Genomic DNA, 17,104 nt, shown 5'->3' on the forward strand with positions numbered 1-17,104 from the left:
GCGGGGCTGGCCGGAACGGGGGCGGTCATCGCGTCACCGGCAGGTGGTGGAGGCGGTTGCGGGCCAGAGCGAACCCGCCGACGGTCCAGCCGGCCCAGGCGATCCAGATGGTGATGTCGGGGACGCCGCGCATGATCGGGCTGTAGTCGCCGTGGATGCGCTGGGCCAGCTCCAGGCCGAGCAGCGTGGGGGCCAGCGTGTAGACGCCGCGGGGTGCGCCCGCCGCGTGGATGGTGGCGGTCATCGAGATCGAGACCAGGAACAGCAAGATGATGGTGGCGGAGGCCACCGCCTTCCGGTCGGTCAGGCTCGTGAGCCCCATGGTGATGCCGGTGAACAGCGACGTGATGACCGCGCCGCTGAGGAGCACCCGCCACCCGGTGGCGATGATGTCGCCGACGCCATCGGGGCCGGTGCTCTGCAGGACGTTGGCCACGAACATGAGCAGCGGCGGGCCCAGGCACACCAGCGACAAGACGGCGGCGATGCTCGTGGCCTTCGCGAAGAGGTAGCTGTCGCGGTCGAGCGGAGACGCCAGGTACACGCCGAGCATGCCGGTGCGGCGGTCGGTGCAGAGCACCTCGGGGGCGACGAGCGCCACGAAGATCATGATCGCCGAGATGACGTAGCCGTAGTAGTCGCCGTAGCCGGGCAGCAGGAAGTCGGTGGCGCGGTTCTTGGGGAACAGGGCAACGATGCCCACGAACACGATGGCCGGCACGTAGGCGAAGGCGATGGTGATGGTGGGCAGGATCTTGGCCCACACGCTGCGGCGCATGCCCAGCGCCCGCTGGATGCTGTGGAGGACCACGGCCTGCACCGCGCCGGTCACCCCGGTGCGGGGCCCGTCGTACTTGCGGTACCCGCGGTCGAGGATCTGGGCGTCGGCGCCGGAGAAGGTGTCGGGCGCGCTCACGGCTGCCCCACCGGAGGCCGACCGGGCGGAGCCGGGGGAGCGGGCAGGGCTGCCGGTGGAGGCGGCAGCCCGGCGAGGCGCGGGTCCTGCGCCGGGTCCGCTCCGGCGCCGACGCCGAGGAAGACCTCTTCGAGCGACACCGTGCGCCGGCCGAGGCGCCGGACGCCCACGCCGCTCGCCGCCACCGCATCGCGCACGGTGGTGAACAGGCCCTCGTCGCCGCTGATCACGTAGCCACGGGTGTCGTGGCGGATCTGGGCCCCGGTGCCGTGGATGGTGGTGAGCGTGGCGTCGATGAGCTGCTGGTCGCCGTCGAACTCGATGGCCACCCCCTCGCCCGAGCCGCGCAGCGAGTCGAGCGATCCCGCCGCGGCCACCACGCCGCCGCTCAAGATGATGGCGGCGTCGCAGATGCGCTCGACCTCTTCGAGCAGGTGCGACGACAGCAGGACCGTGATGCCGAACTCGTGGCCGATGCGGTGGATCAGCTCGAGCATGGCGTCGCGCTGCATCGGATCGAGGCCGTCGGTGGGCTCGTCGAGCAGCACGAGCTGCGGGTCGTGCGCCAGAGCCTGGGCCAGCTTCACCCGCTGGCGCTGGCCGGTGGACATGGTGCCCAGCGGCCGACCGCGCTCCTCGCCCAGCCCCACCTGCCAGAGGACGTCGGACGCCCGGTTGGTGGCCTCTCGGCGCGGGAGGCCGTGGATCTCGGCGACGTGGCGGACGAAGTCGACCGCCTTCACGTCGGGCGGCAGCAGGTGGTGCTCGGGCGAGTAGCCGAGGAGCGCTCGCACGTCGGGCCCGGCGGTGGCCGGGTCGATGTCGAACACCTTGATCTGGCCCTCATCGGGCTTGTCGAGGCCGAGGATCAGGCCGAGGAGGCTGGTCTTGCCCGCCCCGTTGGCGCCCAGGAGCCCGGTGACGCCCGGTCCGACGCTGCACGTGGCTCCTCCGAGCGCCAGGGTCTGCCCCCAGCGCTTCACCACCCCGCGCACCTCGATCACCTCGCCCACGACGTGCAACCTAGGAGCTAGCGATGCCGGCTCGCGGCGCGCCCTCCGCCACAACTCCCTCGCCAGTTGGTCGAACACTGCGATGCCCTTCGTCTCCGCCGTCAACGGGCCAAGCACCGGGGCGATGTCCTCATGACGGTCCCATGGCGATCTTGGGCGATGGCCCGCCCGTCAGCACCGGTGCCGCTCGTATGCGTCCAGGGAGCGGCCAGCGCCTGCCAGCAGCGACGAATCGATCCTCGCTCCCCGCTTGGCCTGCCCGAGTCCGAGCTTGAGCAGCCCCTCGTCCAGGGCGGTCTCGTGCGGGTAGCCCTCGAGGGCCTGCAGGTACTGCGAGGTGACGAACAACTCGTGGCGGGCCTGCCAGGCATCGAGATCCTTCGCTGGAGACGTCGGGGGCTCGTCGGCGGGGCGCTTGAGATCACCGGCGATGGCGGACCGGGTGAGCATGGTGAACGATCGGGCCGCGTGGGTCGGGCCCACGTAGGCCTGGACGTTGTCGCACCAGTCGCGGATGGTGGCGGCCGAGTCGTCCCAGTTCGAGGGGTCGTCGGGGTCGTTGGCGGAGGATGTCGCGAGGGCGTAGACCAGCCCGCTGAGCGAGCTTGCCAGCAGGACGGCGGCGATGATCGCGAGGGTCGTGCCTGACGACGAGCGCCGGCTCATGCGTCGCCCCGCTTGCAGCCGGAGGTACCGACACCCTTGTGGGTCAGGTTCCTCGAGGGCGCGAACGTCCAGGCGAAGCACCGACCGTGCTGGCCGGCGTAGCTGAGGGCCTCCCAGAAATCGCCGCGGTTGCGGATGTCGCTCTTGAACCAGCTCACCAAGGTTCGGCCGATCTGATCGGCGCTGGCGCACAGCGCCAGGTTCACGACACAGATCGCGGCTCGCTGCTTCACGGTGATCGGGATCTTGGACGGGGTCTGCGACAAGACGACCGACCTGCTCACCGTGGGCCCGCCGGCCTTGCCGATCCTGTAGAGCCCATTGGTAGATGCCGTGTGGATGACAAGGTTCGCCCGGTTGGTCTCCAAGCCGACGGCGTACGTCTTGGTGTTGACCATCCGGAAGCAGCCAGTGCCGAACAGGGTGAGCACGAGCAGCCCGGCAACCAGCGACGGTCGCAGCAAGCCGTGGGGGTGGGTGGTGGGGTGATCCTTGTGCGGCATGTCCGCCTCCTCATCTCAGGGTTCGAACATGGAAACACCAGAGATGTGCTGACATGACGGGGCGCCAGTCTTGCTGTCGTTTGATGCGCCAGAGAGGGAGCAGGCGCGACGGACCCAAACGGTTCGGCTCCTCTCAGCTGCCGGAAGTACCGTCTCGATCTATGGCTGAACCGACCGATTCCACCCCTGCGGCACCCTCCGATCCCTCGGAGTCGTCGGTGGACATCAAGCCCCGGAGCCGCGACGTCACCGACGGCTACCGCCGCGCGCCCAGCCGGGCGATGCTGCGCGCTGTCGGCATGACCGACGACGACTGGGACAAGCCTCAGATCGCCATCGCCTCGTCGTGGAACGAGGTCACCCCGTGCAACCTGTCGCTCGAGCGCCTCGCCAAGCGGGCCAAGGACGGCGTGCGCAAGGGCGGCGGCTTCCCGATCCAGTTCGGCACCATCTCGGTGTCCGACGGCATCTCCATGGGCCACGAGGGCATGCGCGGCTCACTCGTGTCGCGTGAGGTCATCTGCGACTCGGTCGAGACCGTGGTGTTCGCCGAGCGCCTCGACGGGTTCATCGGCCTGGCCGGCTGCGACAAGTCGCTGCCCGGGATGATGATGGCGGCCGCCCGCCTCGACCTGCCGATGGTGTTCGTCTACGCCGGCTCCACGCTGCCCGGCAACCACAACGGCACCGCCACCGACATCACGTCGGTCTTCGAGGCCGTCGGCGCCGTCGCCGCCGGGAACATGTCGCAGGAGGAGCTCGGCGAGATCGAGCGCACCGCCTGCCCCGGCGAGGGTGCGTGCGGCGGCATGTTCACCGCCAACACCATGTCGTCGATCGGCGAGGCCATCGGCCTGTCGCTGCCCGGCTCGGCCAGCCCGCCGGCGGTCGACCGTCGCCGCGACGACGATGCCGTCCGCGCCGGCGAGGCGGTCATGAACCTGCTGCGCCTGGGAATCACCACCCACGACATCCTCACGAAGAAGGCGTTCGAGAACGCGATCGCCGTCACCAACGCCCTCGGCGGCTCCACCAACGCCGTGCTCCACCTCCTGGCCATCGCCAACGAGGCCGGCGTCGATCTCGACCTCGACGACTTCAACCGCATCGCCGGCCAGGTCGCCCACATCGCCGACATGAAGCCGGGCGGCAAGTTCCACATGACCGACCTCGACCGCATCGGCGGCGTCCCGGTGGTCATGAAGGAGCTGCTCGACGCGGGGCTCCTCCACGGCGACTGCCTCACGGTGACCGGCAAGACCATCGCCGAGAACCTGGCGGCCATCGACCCGCCGGCGCCCGACGGGGTCGTCGTCCATCCGCTCGATGCGCCCATCCACGCCGAGGGCAGCCTCAACATCCTCACCGGCTCGCTCGCCCCCAAGGGCTCGGTCGTGAAGGTGGCCGGCCTCTCTGCCGACCAGCTCCTGTTCGACGGCCCGGCCCGGGTGTTCGACGGCGAGGACGGCGCCATGGACGCGATCCTCGCCGGCGAGATCCAGCCCGGCACCGTGATCGTCATCCGCTACGAAGGTCCCAAGGGCGGTCCGGGCATGCGCGAGATGCTCGCCATCACCGGCGCGCTCAAGGGTGCCGGCCGCGGTTCCGACTGCGCGCTCATCACCGATGGTCGGTTCTCGGGTGGCACGTGGGGCTTCTGCATCGGCCACGTCGCACCGGAGGCCGTCGACGGCGGGCCCATCGCGTTCGTCCGCGACGGCGACCGCATCGTGATCGACGTCCACCAGTTCAAGCTCGACCTGCTGGTCGACGACGCCGAGCTGGCCAAGCGCAAGGAGGGCTGGACCCCAAACCCGCCGCGCTACACCCAGGGCGTGCTCGGCAAGTACGCCCGCCTCGTGCAAGGCGCCGAGACCGGCGCCATCACCAACCCTCGCTGACGAGCGGACCGATCCCGTCTTCTGGTCGAACATCCACCCCTGCGGTGGAACATCGACCAGAAGACCCGAGGTGGGTGAGCGAAACCGGGTTGTCAGATCGGTGGGGGTCCGTCATACTTCGCAGGTGATGAAGACGCCGACCATCCTCGTAGTACTCACGTAGCGCACGCCGTCTTCACCATCCGCGTGCGCTTCTCGACCTCCCCAACGGGAGGTCGTTGCAGTTTTCGGCGCCGGATGCGGCACCGGGCAGACTGCAAGGAGCGCCGCAGGAACCACCGCCCACCTGCATGCACACCGCACCGAATCCCAAAGGGAACACCATGAAGCTCAACGGAGGCCAGGCACTCATCAAGTCCCTGGAGATGGAAGGGGTCGAGGTCATCTTCGGCCTGCCCGGCGGGGCCATCCTCCCGGTGTACGACCCGATCATCGACTCGCCCATCCGCCACATCCTCGTGCGCCACGAGCAGGGCGCCGGCCACATGGCCGAGGGGTACGCCCACGCCACCGGCAAGCCCGGCGTGGCCATGGTGACCAGTGGCCCCGGTGCCACCAACATCGTCACCCCGCTCGCCGACGCCTACATGGACTCGGTGCCCATGGTCTGCATCACGGGCCAGGTGCCCACGGCCGCCATCGGCACTGATGCGTTCCAAGAGGCCGACATCACCGGCATCACGCAGTCGGTCACCAAGCACAACTTCCTGGTGACCAAGGCGCAGGACATCCCGATGGCCGTGCGCCAGGCGTTCCACATCGCCACCACCGGTCGTCCCGGTCCGGTCCTGGTCGACATCCCCAAGGACATCGTCGACCCCACCAACCCGAACAGCGCCATGGAATGGGAGTGGCCGACCGACGAGGAGGTCGTCGCCGCCCTGCCCGGGTACAAGCCCACCACCGTCGGCCACCCCAAGAAGATCAAGGAGGCGGCGGCGATGATGCTCGCCGCCGAGCGGCCGGTCATCTACGCCGGCGGCGGCATCCTGAAGGCGCGGGCCGCCGAGGCGCTCAGGGAGCTCGCCGAGCTGCTTGACTTCCCGGTCGTCACCACGCTCATGGCCCGGGGCGCCTTCCCCGACGACCACCCGCTGTGCCTCGGCATGCCCGGGATGCACGGCAACTACACGGCCATCATGTCGATGCAGGAGAGCGACCTGCTGATCGCGCTCGGCTCCCGGTTCGACGACCGGGTCACCGGCAAGGTCCCGAGCTTCGCTCCACACGCCAAGATCATCCACGCCGACATCGACCCGGCCGAGCTCGGCAAGGTCCGCCGCCCCGACGTGCCGATCGTCGGCGACGCCCGGCTGATCATCGAAGAGCTGGTCAAGGAGATCAAGGCCCTGCTGGAGAAGGGCACCGACAAGCCCGACATCACGGCGTGGCGCTCCACGCTGTCGGGCTGGCAGGAGACCTACCCGCTGGCCTACGAGGAGCCCGCCGAGGGTGATCTGCTCAAGCCGCAGATGGTCCTCGAGGCGCTGCGCGACTCCGCCCCCGAGGACTGCATCGTCGCCAGCGGCGTCGGCCAGCACCAGATGTGGACGAGCCAGTACTGGAAGTTCCGGCACCCGTACACGTGGGTCAACTCCGGCGGCCTCGGCACCATGGGCTTCTCGGTCCCGGCGGCCATCGGTGCCAAGGTCGGCCGGCCTGACCGCATGGTCTGGGCCATCGACGGCGACGGCTGCTTCCAGATGACCGCCCAGGAGCTGGTCACCGCCGCGGCCGAGCGCATCCCGGTCAAGATCGCCATCTTGAACAACGCCTACCTCGGCATGGTCCGCCAGTGGCAGGAGATGTTCTACGAGGAGCGCTACTCCGAGGTGTACCTGTCGCCCGACCTGCCCGACTACGTGAAGTGGGCCGAGGCCATGGGCTGCGTCGCCTTCCGCGTCGAGCACCCCGACGACATCCAGCCCACCATCGACAAGGCCAACGCCATCGATGACCGGCCCGTCGTCATCGAGTTCCGCACCGATGCGTCGGAGAAGGTCTTCCCGATGGTCGCCGCGGGGCACTCCAACTCCGACGTCCAGGTCCCGCCGTTCCAGCAGGCACGTGGCACCGAGCAGGGGAGCGACTGATGTCCGAAGACCTGGCCCACCACACCCTGTCCGTCCTCGTCGAGAACAAGGCGGGCGTGCTCGCCCGCATCGTCAACCTGTTCTCGCGGCGGGCGTACAACATCTACTCCCTGGCCGTCGCGCCCACCGAGGACGAGCGCTTCAGCCGCCTCACGGTCGTGGTCAACGTCGACTCGGCGCCGCTCGAGCAGATCGTGAAGCAGCTCCACAAGCTCATCAACGTCGTGAAGATCGTCGAGCTCGACCCGTCGCACTCCGTCGAGCGCGAGCTCATGATCGCCACGGTCCGCTGCCCGGGCGACCAGCGCCACCAGGTGGCCGAGCTGGTCCGCATCTTCGAGGGGAAGATCCTGGCGGTGAACCACGGTGCCCTCACGGTGTCGCTCGAGGGCCACCCGTCGAAGGTCGATGACTTCGAGGAGATGCTGCGCCCGTTCGGCATCGCCGACATCCAGCGCACCGGGCGCATCGCCCTGCCCAAGCTCGATCGCGACGCAGGCCGGCTCCGCTCGGTCAAGGGCGCCAAGGCGGGCTGACCCAGACGCACCCGGCGATCGGCGGTGCCGTAGCGTCACCGTCGTGACGGACACCGGGGCCCCGCTCGTCGACGCGCCCGACCCGCCCGGCTCCGCGGGCCCACCCGCGGCCGCTCCCCTCGGCAGCGGCACCGTGGTGGCCATGGCGGGCATCGCCGTGCTCGCCGTGTTCAACTCGTTCTGGCGGCTGGGGACGGCCGACTGGAAGATCGACGAGTCCCTCGACGGCGCCTATGCCTGGGAGGCGGTGCGCCACGGCACCTGGGGGCTCGAGGACGGCCACCCGGTCGCCATCCGCTGGTTCATGGGCCTCGGTCAGCTGGCCTTCGGCCAGGGCCGGTGGGGGATCCGGGTGAGCGGTGCGCTGGCGTCGGTCGCCGCGGTGTGGCTGCTGTACCTCGTGGGCAAGCGCCTCCACAGCCGCACCGCGGGGCTGGCCGCGGCGGCGATGTGGGCGGCGCTGCCGCGGGCCCTCGTGCTCGGCCACGAAACTGTGGGCCCGCTGCGCGCCGATCGCTTCGGCTACCTCGAGCCGTTCATGGTGGTGGCCCTGCTGGGAGCCACGCTGACGGGCTGGAACTGGATCCAGCACACCCGGATGCGCGACGCGGTGGCCACGGGCCTGCTGATCGGGACGGCCACCGCGTTCAAGCCGACGGCGATCGTGGTGGTGGTGCCGGTGGTGGCCATGGCGATCTGGCGCCGGCGGTCGGTCGGGCCGGTGCTGGGCGGCGCCGCGGTGATCGCCGCGCTGGCCGTGGTGGTCCTGCCGCTCACCTACCTGCCGCTCGGGACGACCGGTCCTGGGCACCTGCGCACGTTGATCGACTACCAGCTCGACCACGCCCGCACCGGCCACTTCCTGGTGGTGGACGGGAAGCTCATCGACCACGAGGCCCGGTACTCGCACCTGCTGTACCAGTGGCGGGGGATGGGGTGGGCGGCGTGCACCGGCCTGCTGATCGGGATCGTCGGGGCCTGGGTGGGGCGACGCCGCCGCAGCATCGACTACGTGACGGCCATCTTGGTCTCGCTCCTCGGGTTCCACCTGCTGTCCACGGTCGCCCTGCCGCACTACTACATCCTCTGGGCGCCGTTCTCCGTGCTCCTGGCGTCGATGGGGCTGGTCGAGCTGGCCCGCCGCGGCGCACCGAGCCGCCCGCCGGGGGATGCCGCCGCGGCACCGTCCCCGGTGGGTGCCGACCTGGTCGGGAGGGGGCGCCGGGCTCCCGGCGCGACGACTGCGGTGGTGATCGCCACCGTGCTGCTGGCGGGGAGCGGTCTGGCCGCGACGGTGGCCACCGCCAACCTCCAGCCCGGCGACTACGCCCGCCTGACCGACGACCTCGACGCGGCCGGAGTGCACCCTGCGGCGGTGCGCTACCAGGGCGAGGCGGTGGACCGCTACTTCCCCCATGCGGTCAGCGGCCAGATCGGGTTCACGGACGCGTCGGCCCCGTTCGACCTGCTCGTGCTCGATGCCCGCGACGTGCCGCTGCTGCCCGCCGGGACTGCCGACGAGGTGCGGGCGATGGCGCGGTCCGAGGGGCTGGTGGTGCACCACGTCGGTCGCCTCGAGGTCTGGTACGCCGATCCCGGTGGCGGCACGTGAGACCCTTCGACGCCGATTCCCTACTTGATTGGTAGGAAATTGCCGATACGATGCCCGCCATGAGCAACGACGCCTGGGGTTTCGAGACCCAACAGATCCATGCCGGCCAGGAGCCCGACCCCACCACAGGGGCTCGAGCGGTGCCGATCTACCAGACCACCTCGTACCAGTTCCGAGACTCGCAGCACGCCTCGAACCTGTTCGCGCTGGCCGAGATCGGCAACATCTACACCCGGATCATGAACCCCACCCAAGGTGTGGTCGAGGCCCGTGTGGCCGCGCTCGAAGGGGCCACCACCACCGCGGTCGGGCTGCCCGGCGCGCTGGCCGTCGCCTCGGGCCAGGCGGCCGAGACGCTCGCCATCCTCAACCTCGCCGAGGCTGGAAGCCACATCGTGGCGTCGGCGTCGCTGTACGGCGGCACCTACAACCTCTTCCACTACACGTTCCCGAAGATCGGGATCGAGGTCACGTTCATCGACGACCCCGACGATCTCGACGCCTGGCGCGCCGCGGTGAAGCCCAACACCAAGGCCTTCTACGGCGAGACCATCGGCAACCCCAAGAACGACTTCCTCGACATCGCCGCCATCTCCGCCATCGCCCTCGAGGTGGGGGTCCCGCTGATCGTCGACAACACCGTCGCGTCGCCCTGGCTCATCCGCCCGTTCGAGCACGGCGCCGACATCGTCGTGCACTCCGCCACCAAGTTCATCGGCGGCCACGGCACGTCCATCGGCGGGGTCATCGTGGACGGCGGCTCGTTCGACTTCTCGGCCAACGACAAGTTCCCCGGCTTCACCGAGCCCGACCCGAGCTACCACGGCCTCTCGTTCTGGCCCGCGCTCGGCGCCGGCTCGTACATCATCAAGGCGCGCGTCCAGCTGCTCCGCGACATCGGCGCGGCGATCAGCCCGTTCAACTCGTTCCTGCTCCTCCAGGGCCTCGAGACCCTCAGCCTCCGCATGGAGCGCCACAACGCCAACGCCCAGGTGGTGGCCGAGTACCTGGCCGAGCACCCGCAGGTCGAGCGCGTCCAGTACGCCGGGCTGCCCGACTCGCCGTGGCACGAGCGGGCCAAGGCCATCACCGCCGGCCGGGGCTACGGCTCGGTGCCCGCGTTCGTGATCGCCGGCGGCAAGGACGCCGGCGCCAAGTTCGTCGAGGGCCTCTCGCTCCACAGCCACGTCGCCAACATCGGCGACGTCCGCAGCCTCGCCATCCACCCCGCCTCCACCACCCACAGCCAGCTCTCGCCGGCCGAGCAGGTGACCGCCGGCGTCGACCCCGGCCTGGTGCGGCTGTCGGTCGGCCTCGAGTCGATCGACGACATCATCGCCGACCTCGATCAGGGGTTCGCCGCCGCCAAGTGACCGGTCCCCGCGGCCGGTGGTGAACAAGGGCCCCTCCGGCCCGATAAGATGGATGGCTCGTCCGGTACGCCGGACTTCGGATCCGTCGCAGCATCGCCCAACCCTCCCCCCGGGTGATGTGTGCGGCGGATCCGTCGTTTTGGCTGGTCACGTGCCAGAACCGGCGGAAGACCAGGTCACCGTGGGTGAGGAATCAGCCGCGCAGGGCGCGAGCCGCGCCGGCGACGGCGAAGCCGAGGGCCGCCACGAGCGTGATCGTGGCGCCGCTCGGCACGTCGAGGTGATAGCTCGCCACCATCCCGACGAGCCCCGCCGCCGCGCCGAGCGCGGTGGAGATCACGAGCATCCGGCCGAAGCTGTCGGTCAGGAGCCGGGCGGTCGCCGCCGGGATGACGATCGCAGCCGACACGAGCACGGCTCCGATCACCTGCATCGTGCCGAGCACCGCGAGCGCCAGCAGGACCATCAGCAGCGCGTCGATGCGGGCCACCGGCACCCCGGCCGCGCCGGCCACCTCGGGGTCGAAGCTGGTGAAGACGAGCGCCCGGTACCGCAGCGCGATGGCCACCGCGATGCCGATGGCGATCGCGGCCACGATGGCGAGGTCGGCCCGGCCCACGCCGAGGATCGACCCGAACAGGACGGCCTCGATGCCGCGGCTGGCCTGGCCCCACAGCGCCAGCGCCACCACCCCGATCGCGAACGAGGCGGTGCTGACCACGCCGATCGCCGCGTCGCTGTGGATCACCCGCCGTCCGCTGATCCGGCCGATCAGCAGCGCGGCGCCGATGCCCCAGGCGCCGGCGGCGGGGTAGTAGCCGATCCCCGCGGTGGCACCCAGGGCGGCGCCGCCGAAGACGGCGTGCGACAGCCCGTGCCCCAGGTAGCTCATGCCGCGCACGACCACGAACGCGCCCACCAGGCCGCACAGCGCGCCGGCGATCACCGCCACCGCGAGCCCGTTGCGGAAGAAGGCGAACTCGAACGGCTCCCAGAACCCGCTCATCGAATGTCCTCGTGGTGATCGGTGCCGTGGTGGTGGTCGGTGCCGACCCTGGTCGAGTGGTGGTCTCGATGGTGGGCGTCGAGCACCACCGGGAGCCCGGCGTGCACGAGCACGTCCATCGACGCGCCGAAGGTGTGCTCCAAGGTGGCCGGCGTCAGCACGTCGAGCGGGGCCCCGCTGGCCTGGACCTCGCGGTTGAGGCAGATCAGGTGGGGCAGGTGGGCGGCCAGCCCGTTGAGGTCGTGGGTGGTGAGGAGGATGGCGACCTCGCCGTGGTCGTGGAGGTCGGCGAGCAGGTGGAGCAGCTCGTGGCGGGTGCGGACGTCGACGCCTGCCGTCGGTTCGTCGAGCACCAGCAGATCGGCCCCCTGCAGCAGCGCCCGGGCCACGAACACCCGCTGCTGCTGGCCGCCCGACAGCTCGCTGATGTGGCGGTCGTCGAGCCCCTCGAGGCCGAGCTGCTCCAGCACCCGCGCCACCGCGGCTCGCTCCGTCCTGCTCGCCCACGGCCACCGGTGGTCGGGCGGGCGCCCCATCAGGGCGACCTCGCGGACGGTGACCGGGAAGGACCAGTCGACCCCTTCGATCTGCGGCACGTAGCCCGTGGTCAGGTCCGCTCGACGGTGGACCGCCCCCTCGGTCGGCGTGATCGACCCGAGGAGGATGCGGAGGAGGGTGGTCTTGCCCGCTCCCGACGGGCCGACGATGCCGGTGAACGTGCCGGCCTCGATGGTGAGGTCGACGCCCTCGAGGACGGGGGCGTCGTCGTAGCGGTGGGTGATCGAGCGGAGGTCGACGAGCGGTGTGTCCATGTCGCGCCGGGCCTACTGCGGGTAGTCGGCGTGGTCGGTGGTCACGTCGCTGGTGTCGACGGCCTTCAGCGCGCGTGCGTCGCCGCCGAGGGCCTCGACCATCGTCACGTAGTCGAACCGCATCAGCCCGGCCCACGAGTGCTCGGCATCGCCCGGCTCGCCGGGGAGGTCGTCGTCGCGCAGGTCGTCGACGTACTTCGCTCCCGTCTCATCGGCGATCTGGGCGAGCACCGGAGAGGGGAACACCTCGGATCCGAAGATCGCCGGGACCTCCTGCTGGCGGATCTGCTCGATCAGCTTGGCCACCTCCTTGGCCGTGGGGTCGGCGAAGTCGGACGGCTGGATGGCTCCCACGACCGTCCAGCCGTAGTGCTGGGCGAAGTAGGCGTAGGCGTCGTGGTAGGTGAGCAGCCTGCGGTCGTTGCTGGGGACCGTTGCCGTCGCGGTCTCCATGGCCTGGTCCAGCGCATCGATCCTGGCCGCGAACGCCGTGTAGTTGTCCTGGTAGGTGCGGGCGTGGTGCGGGTCGGCCTCCGCCAGGGTGTCCCGCACGACCTCGGCGTACGCCTTGGCCATCGGCGGGTCGGTCCAGAGGTGGGGGTTGGGCTTGCCGCCGCTCCTGGGGAACGAGAAGTCGTAGATCCAGTCCTTCTCCGGGAGGATGTCGTTGCCGAGCTTCACGATGGGCACGCCGTCGCCCACGTTGGCCTTCGCCAGGTCTTCGGTGGGGTCCTCGAGGTCGAGGCCGTTGAGGAAGACGACGTCGGCGGTGGCCAGCGTCTTCGCGGCCGACGGCTTGGGCTCGAACGTGTGCGAGTTGGTGCCCTCGGGGACGATGCCGGTCACGTGGACGGCGGGGCCGGCGATGTTGGCGACGATCGAGGTGATCGGCGCCACGGTGGTGACGACCCGCAGCTGCCCGTCATCGTTGGAGTCGCTCGAGCAGCTCGCCACCGTCGCCGCCAGGGCCGCGAGGGCGATGACGAGCGGCAGGGCCGGAGTGAGGCGCACCGACCGACCCTAGGTGCAAGTCACTTGCACCTGCGACAAGCTCGCCAGAGCAGGGGCGCGACCACGCACGACGAGATCGGTAGCGTGCCGACCGTGTCCGACCGAGACCGTGCCGCCGAGATCCTGGAGCAGCTGCGCGCCCGAGGCGGACGGGTGACGCTGGCCCGCAAGGCGGTCGTCGACGCCCTCGTCAGCGTTCCGGGCCACCACCCGACGGCCCCGGAGGTCGTCGAGCGGGTGCGCGCCGTCGACCCCGACTTCCACGAGTCCACCGTGTACCGCACGCTGGACACGCTGGCCGACCTGGGCGTCGTCACCCGCATCGAGGGCGCAGGTGGCGCGGTGGTCCACCACCTGCCGGAGGCAGCCCACCACCACCTGGTCTGCGACCAGTGCGGCGAGGTGACGGGAGCCGACCCCAGGCTGCTGTCGTCGGTGGCGCGCAAGGTGCTGGCCGAGCACGGGTTCGTGCTGCGGACCGAGGCGATCACGCTTCCCGGCCGGTGCGCCGCGTGCACCGCCGACCCGTCGCGGGGACGCGATGACGGGGTGCACCCGGCCCACCACCACCACGACCACTGAGGTCGGGCGGGGGAGGACGTCAGGCGGAGCGCAGCTCGTTCACGACGTGGTCGATGCTCCTGGTGAGCTGGGCGATGTCTTCGCTGTCGATCGCCGGGAACATGGCGATGCGCACCTGGTTGCGGCCGAGCTTGCGGTAGCTGTCGGTGTCGACGATGCCGTTGGCCCGCAGGACCGCCGAGATGGTGGTGGCGTCGATGGCGTCGTCGATGTCGATGGTGGCGACCACGTTGGAGCGCAGGGCCGGGTCGGACACGAACGGCGTGGCGTAGTCGGACGCTTCCGCCCACGAGTACATGATCTCGGCGCTCTTGGCGCTGCGGGCCGACGACATGCCGAGCCCGCCGTTGGTGTTGATCCACTCCATCTGGCTGACGGCGAGGTGGATGGTGGCCAGCGCCGGCGTGTTGTACGTCTGGTCCTTGAGGGAGTTGTCCTTGGCGATCTTCAGGTCGATCGACGCTGGGATCCAGCGGTCGCTCTGGGCGATCCGGTCGATGCGCTCCTGGGCGGCCGGCGACACCGCTGCGATCCAGAGGCCACCGTCGGAGGCGAGGCACTTCTGGGGCGCGAAGTAGTAGACGTCGGTCTCGGCCGCATCGAACTTCAGGCCGCCGGCGGCCGAGGTGGCGTCGACGGCGACGAGGGCACCGGCGTCGGTCCCCGCGGGACGCACGATGGGCATGGCCACGCCGGTGGAGGTCTCGTTGTGGGTGAGCGCGTAGAGGTCGATGCCCGTCTCGCCCTCGGCCTGCGGTGCCTCGCCGGGCGGGGCGCTGATGACGGTGGGCTCACCCAGGAACGGGGCCCGGCTGGCGCACTCGGCGAACTTGCTGGAGAACTCGCCGAAGGTGAGGTGCTGGCTGCGCTGCTCGATCAGCCCGAAGATGGCGGCGTCCCAGAACACGGTGGTGCCGCCGTTGCCCAGGATCACCTCGTAGCCGTCGGGCAGTGCGAACAGCTCGGCGACAGCGTTGCGCAGCCGGCTGACCATGAACTTCACGGGGGCCTGGCGGTGGGAGGTGCCCAGGTAGGTGGGGGCGTCCTCCATGAGGGCGGCGAGGGCCTCCGGCCGCACCTTGGAGGGACCGCAGCCGAAGCGCCCATCGGCGGGGAGGAGGTCGGCGGGAATGGTGATCGAGGGGGTCGCAGCCATGGGCGCCAGTGTCGCAGCCCAGCTCACCCTGGTCGAAAGCCGAATCCACCCCCGAAACCCGGCACCGATCACGGACACCGGTGCCTGTGATCGGTGCCGGGTTCGGGAGGGGGTGAACCGGGTTCTTGGTGGAGGAGGGGGCGTGGCACCATGGCAGGCATGGGTTCACGAGTCTCTGACCGCATCGCCGCCATCGCTCCTTCGGCCACCCTGGCCGTCGACGCCAAGGCCAAGGCGCTGAAGGCCGCGGGGGAGCCCGTGATCGGGTTCGGGGCCGGCGAGCCCGACTTCCCCACGCCCGACCACATCGTCGAGGCGGCCATCGCGGCCTGCCGCGACCCCAAGAACCACCGCTACACGCCGGCCGGCGGCCTACCCGAGCTGAAGGAGGCCGTCGTCGCCAAGACGGCCCGCGACAGCGGCTACGACATCGACGCCGGCCAGGTGCTGATCACCAACGGCGGCAAGCACGCGGTGGCCAACGCCTTCGCCACGCTCATCGATCCGGGCGACGAGGTCCTCCTCCCGGCGCCGTACTGGACCACCTACCCCGAGCCCATCCAGCGCGCCGGCGGCAAGGTGGTGGAGCTGGCCACCGATGAGGGCACCGGGTTCCGGGTCACCGTCGACCAGCTCGAGCAGGCCCGCACGGCCAAGACCAAGGCGCTCGTGTTCGTGTCGCCCAGCAACCCCACGGGCGCCGTGTACCCCCGCGACGAGATCGAGGCCATCGGCCGCTGGGCCGTCGAGCACGGCATCTGGGTCATCACCGACGAGATCTACGAGCACCTCACCTACGGCGACGCCGAGCACCACTCCATGCCGGTGCTGGTGCCCGAGCTGGCCGACACCTGCCTCGTGCTCAACGGCGTGGCCAAGACCTACGCCATGACCGGCTGGCGCGTCGGCTGGATGGTCGGTCCCACCGACATCGTCAAGGCCGCCACCAACCTGCAGAGCCACGAGACGTCCAACGTCGCCAACGTGTCGCAGCGCGCCGCCCTCGCCGCCCTCACGGGCGGCCTCGACGACGTCGCCCGCTTCCGCGAGTCGTTCGACCGCCGCCGCATCCACATGTACAAGGCCCTGCGCGCCATCCCGGGCGTCACCGTCCTCGAGCCCGAGGGCGCGTTCTACGCGTTCCCGAGCTTCAAGGCGATCCTCCAGCGCCCGGTGCTCGGCCGCGAGGTCCGCACCACCCTCGAGCTCGCCGACCTCATCCTCGAGGAGGCCAAGGTGGCCATCGTCCCCGGCGAGGCGTTCAGCGCCCCCGGCTACGCCCGGCTGTCGTTCGCCCTCGGCGACGACGACCTCGGCGAGGGGATCCAGCGCATCGCCGACCTGCTGGCCAAGTGAGCTCCGGCCTGGTCATCCGGCTCGAGGAGCCCGATGACCAGCCCGCCGTGCGGTCCGTCGTGGCCGCTGCCTTCGGCGACGACGCCCTTCCTGCGCTCCTCGACGACCTCCGTGGGTCAGCCGCCTGGCTCGGCCTCTCGTTCGTGGCCGTGCTCGACGACGAGGTCATCGGCCACGTCGCCTACTCCCGGGCCTGGGTCGACGATCCCACCGAGCTGGTCGACGTGCTGGTGCTCAGCCCGCTGTCGATCCGACCCGACCACAAGAGCCGGGGCATCGGCACCGCGCTCGTGGTGGAGTCGCTCGAGCAGCTCGGCGGGCGCGACGAGCCGCTCCTCTTCCTCGAGGGCGACCCCGGCTTCTACTCGCGGCTCGGCTTCGTGCCGGCCGAGCCGCTGGGGTTCCGGTCGCCGTCGGTCCGCATCCCGTCGCGTGCGTTCCAGGTGCGCCCGCTGCCGGGGCGTCCCGGCCGGGTGACCGGCGCGCTGGTGTACCCCGACGTGTGGTGGCGACACGACGCCGTGGGTCTCCGCTCCAGCGACGGCTGACCACGCCGGATCGGGTCGTG

Annotated in this window: 16 protein-coding genes; 8 read left to right on the top strand and 8 right to left on the bottom strand. The window is 70.5% G+C overall.

The annotated features are described in order from the left end of the window. Window positions 1–25: 25 nt before the first annotated feature. The 4 genes from ACPPVX_RS17130 to ACPPVX_RS17145 form a co-directional block, all read right to left on the bottom strand. Window positions 26–916 (bottom strand): ABC transporter permease subunit, encoded by an 891-nt coding sequence (locus tag ACPPVX_RS17130; RefSeq protein ID WP_426571788.1) that lies wholly within the window; start codon window positions 914–916, stop codon window positions 26–28. Continuing rightward, the gene (locus ACPPVX_RS17135; protein ID WP_426571789.1) at window positions 913–1,929 is read right to left on the bottom strand and encodes an ABC transporter ATP-binding protein; all 1,017 of its coding nucleotides are present in this window, start codon (window positions 1,927–1,929) and stop codon (window positions 913–915) included. The genes ACPPVX_RS17130 and ACPPVX_RS17135 overlap by 4 nt, the downstream gene beginning before the upstream one ends. A 171-nt stretch (window positions 1,930–2,100) precedes the next feature. Next, a complete protein-coding gene (locus ACPPVX_RS17140; protein ID WP_426571790.1) occupies window positions 2,101–2,595 on the bottom strand; it encodes a hypothetical protein in 495 nt (164 codons plus the stop codon). Further along, window positions 2,592–3,098: a hypothetical protein gene (locus ACPPVX_RS17145; RefSeq protein ID WP_426571791.1), complete on the bottom strand. Its 507-nt coding sequence runs from the start codon at window positions 3,096–3,098 to the stop codon at window positions 2,592–2,594. The genes ACPPVX_RS17140 and ACPPVX_RS17145 overlap by 4 nt, the downstream gene beginning before the upstream one ends. 161 nt (window positions 3,099–3,259) lie before the next feature. Here ACPPVX_RS17145 and ilvD point away from each other — a divergent pair, with 161 nt between their 5' ends. From ilvD to ACPPVX_RS17170, 5 genes are all read left to right on the top strand, one after another. Continuing rightward, on the top strand, window positions 3,260–4,999 hold the full coding sequence (ilvD, locus tag ACPPVX_RS17150) for a dihydroxy-acid dehydratase (protein WP_426571792.1): 1,740 nt from the start codon (window positions 3,260–3,262) through the stop codon (window positions 4,997–4,999). Between the two features lie 290 nt (window positions 5,000–5,289). After that, window positions 5,290–7,092, top strand: a complete 1,803-nt coding sequence (locus ACPPVX_RS17155) for an acetolactate synthase large subunit (protein WP_426571793.1) — start codon at window positions 5,290–5,292, stop codon at window positions 7,090–7,092. After that, window positions 7,092–7,628 carry an acetolactate synthase small subunit gene (gene ilvN / locus ACPPVX_RS17160; RefSeq protein WP_426571794.1) on the top strand — a complete coding sequence of 179 codons (537 nt, stop codon included), beginning with the start codon at window positions 7,092–7,094 and terminating at the stop codon, window positions 7,626–7,628. The genes ACPPVX_RS17155 and ilvN overlap by 1 nt, the downstream gene beginning before the upstream one ends. A gap of 43 nt (window positions 7,629–7,671) precedes the next feature. Next, window positions 7,672–9,240 (top strand): ArnT family glycosyltransferase, encoded by a 1,569-nt coding sequence (locus ACPPVX_RS17165; RefSeq protein ID WP_426571795.1) that lies wholly within the window; start codon window positions 7,672–7,674, stop codon window positions 9,238–9,240. Between the two features lie 59 nt (window positions 9,241–9,299). Beyond that, window positions 9,300–10,613 carry a bifunctional o-acetylhomoserine/o-acetylserine sulfhydrylase gene (locus tag ACPPVX_RS17170; protein ID WP_426571796.1) on the top strand — a complete coding sequence of 438 codons (1,314 nt, stop codon included), beginning with the start codon at window positions 9,300–9,302 and terminating at the stop codon, window positions 10,611–10,613. Window positions 10,614–10,806: 193 nt separating this feature from the next. Here ACPPVX_RS17170 and ACPPVX_RS17175 read toward each other — a convergent pair whose 3' ends face one another. From ACPPVX_RS17175 to ACPPVX_RS17185, 3 genes are read right to left on the bottom strand one after another with little or no spacing between them, the layout of a single operon-like run. After that, window positions 10,807–11,619, bottom strand: a complete 813-nt coding sequence (locus ACPPVX_RS17175) for a metal ABC transporter permease (protein WP_426571797.1) — start codon at window positions 11,617–11,619, stop codon at window positions 10,807–10,809. Continuing rightward, window positions 11,616–12,431 carry a metal ABC transporter ATP-binding protein gene (locus ACPPVX_RS17180; RefSeq protein WP_426571798.1) on the bottom strand — a complete coding sequence of 272 codons (816 nt, stop codon included), beginning with the start codon at window positions 12,429–12,431 and terminating at the stop codon, window positions 11,616–11,618. Before ACPPVX_RS17180 ends, ACPPVX_RS17175 begins: the two co-directional genes overlap by 4 nt. Before the next feature lie 12 nt (window positions 12,432–12,443). After that, on the bottom strand, window positions 12,444–13,442 hold the full coding sequence (locus ACPPVX_RS17185) for a metal ABC transporter substrate-binding protein (protein WP_426571799.1): 999 nt from the start codon (window positions 13,440–13,442) through the stop codon (window positions 12,444–12,446). Window positions 13,443–13,535: 93 nt separating this feature from the next. Here ACPPVX_RS17185 and ACPPVX_RS17190 point away from each other — a divergent pair, with 93 nt between their 5' ends. Further along, window positions 13,536–14,024, top strand: a complete 489-nt coding sequence (locus tag ACPPVX_RS17190; RefSeq protein WP_426571800.1) for a Fur family transcriptional regulator — start codon at window positions 13,536–13,538, stop codon at window positions 14,022–14,024. Between the two features lie 19 nt (window positions 14,025–14,043). Here ACPPVX_RS17190 and serC read toward each other — a convergent pair whose 3' ends face one another. Further along, window positions 14,044–15,180: a phosphoserine transaminase gene (gene serC, locus ACPPVX_RS17195; RefSeq protein ID WP_426571801.1), complete on the bottom strand. Its 1,137-nt coding sequence runs from the start codon at window positions 15,178–15,180 to the stop codon at window positions 14,044–14,046. 159 nt (window positions 15,181–15,339) lie between these two features. Here serC and ACPPVX_RS17200 point away from each other — a divergent pair, with 159 nt between their 5' ends. Together ACPPVX_RS17200 and ACPPVX_RS17205 are read left to right on the top strand one after the other, a co-directional pair. Further along, window positions 15,340–16,536 (top strand): pyridoxal phosphate-dependent aminotransferase, encoded by a 1,197-nt coding sequence (locus tag ACPPVX_RS17200; protein WP_426571802.1) that lies wholly within the window; start codon window positions 15,340–15,342, stop codon window positions 16,534–16,536. Beyond that, window positions 16,533–17,084: a GNAT family N-acetyltransferase gene (locus ACPPVX_RS17205; protein ID WP_426571803.1), complete on the top strand. Its 552-nt coding sequence runs from the start codon at window positions 16,533–16,535 to the stop codon at window positions 17,082–17,084. Before ACPPVX_RS17200 ends, ACPPVX_RS17205 begins: the two co-directional genes overlap by 4 nt. The last annotated feature ends 20 nt before the right edge of the window (window positions 17,085–17,104 follow it).

The sequence above is a fragment of the Aquihabitans sp. McL0605 genome, assembly GCF_049993875.1.
GTDB lineage: Bacteria > Actinomycetota > Acidimicrobiia > Acidimicrobiales > Iamiaceae > Aquihabitans.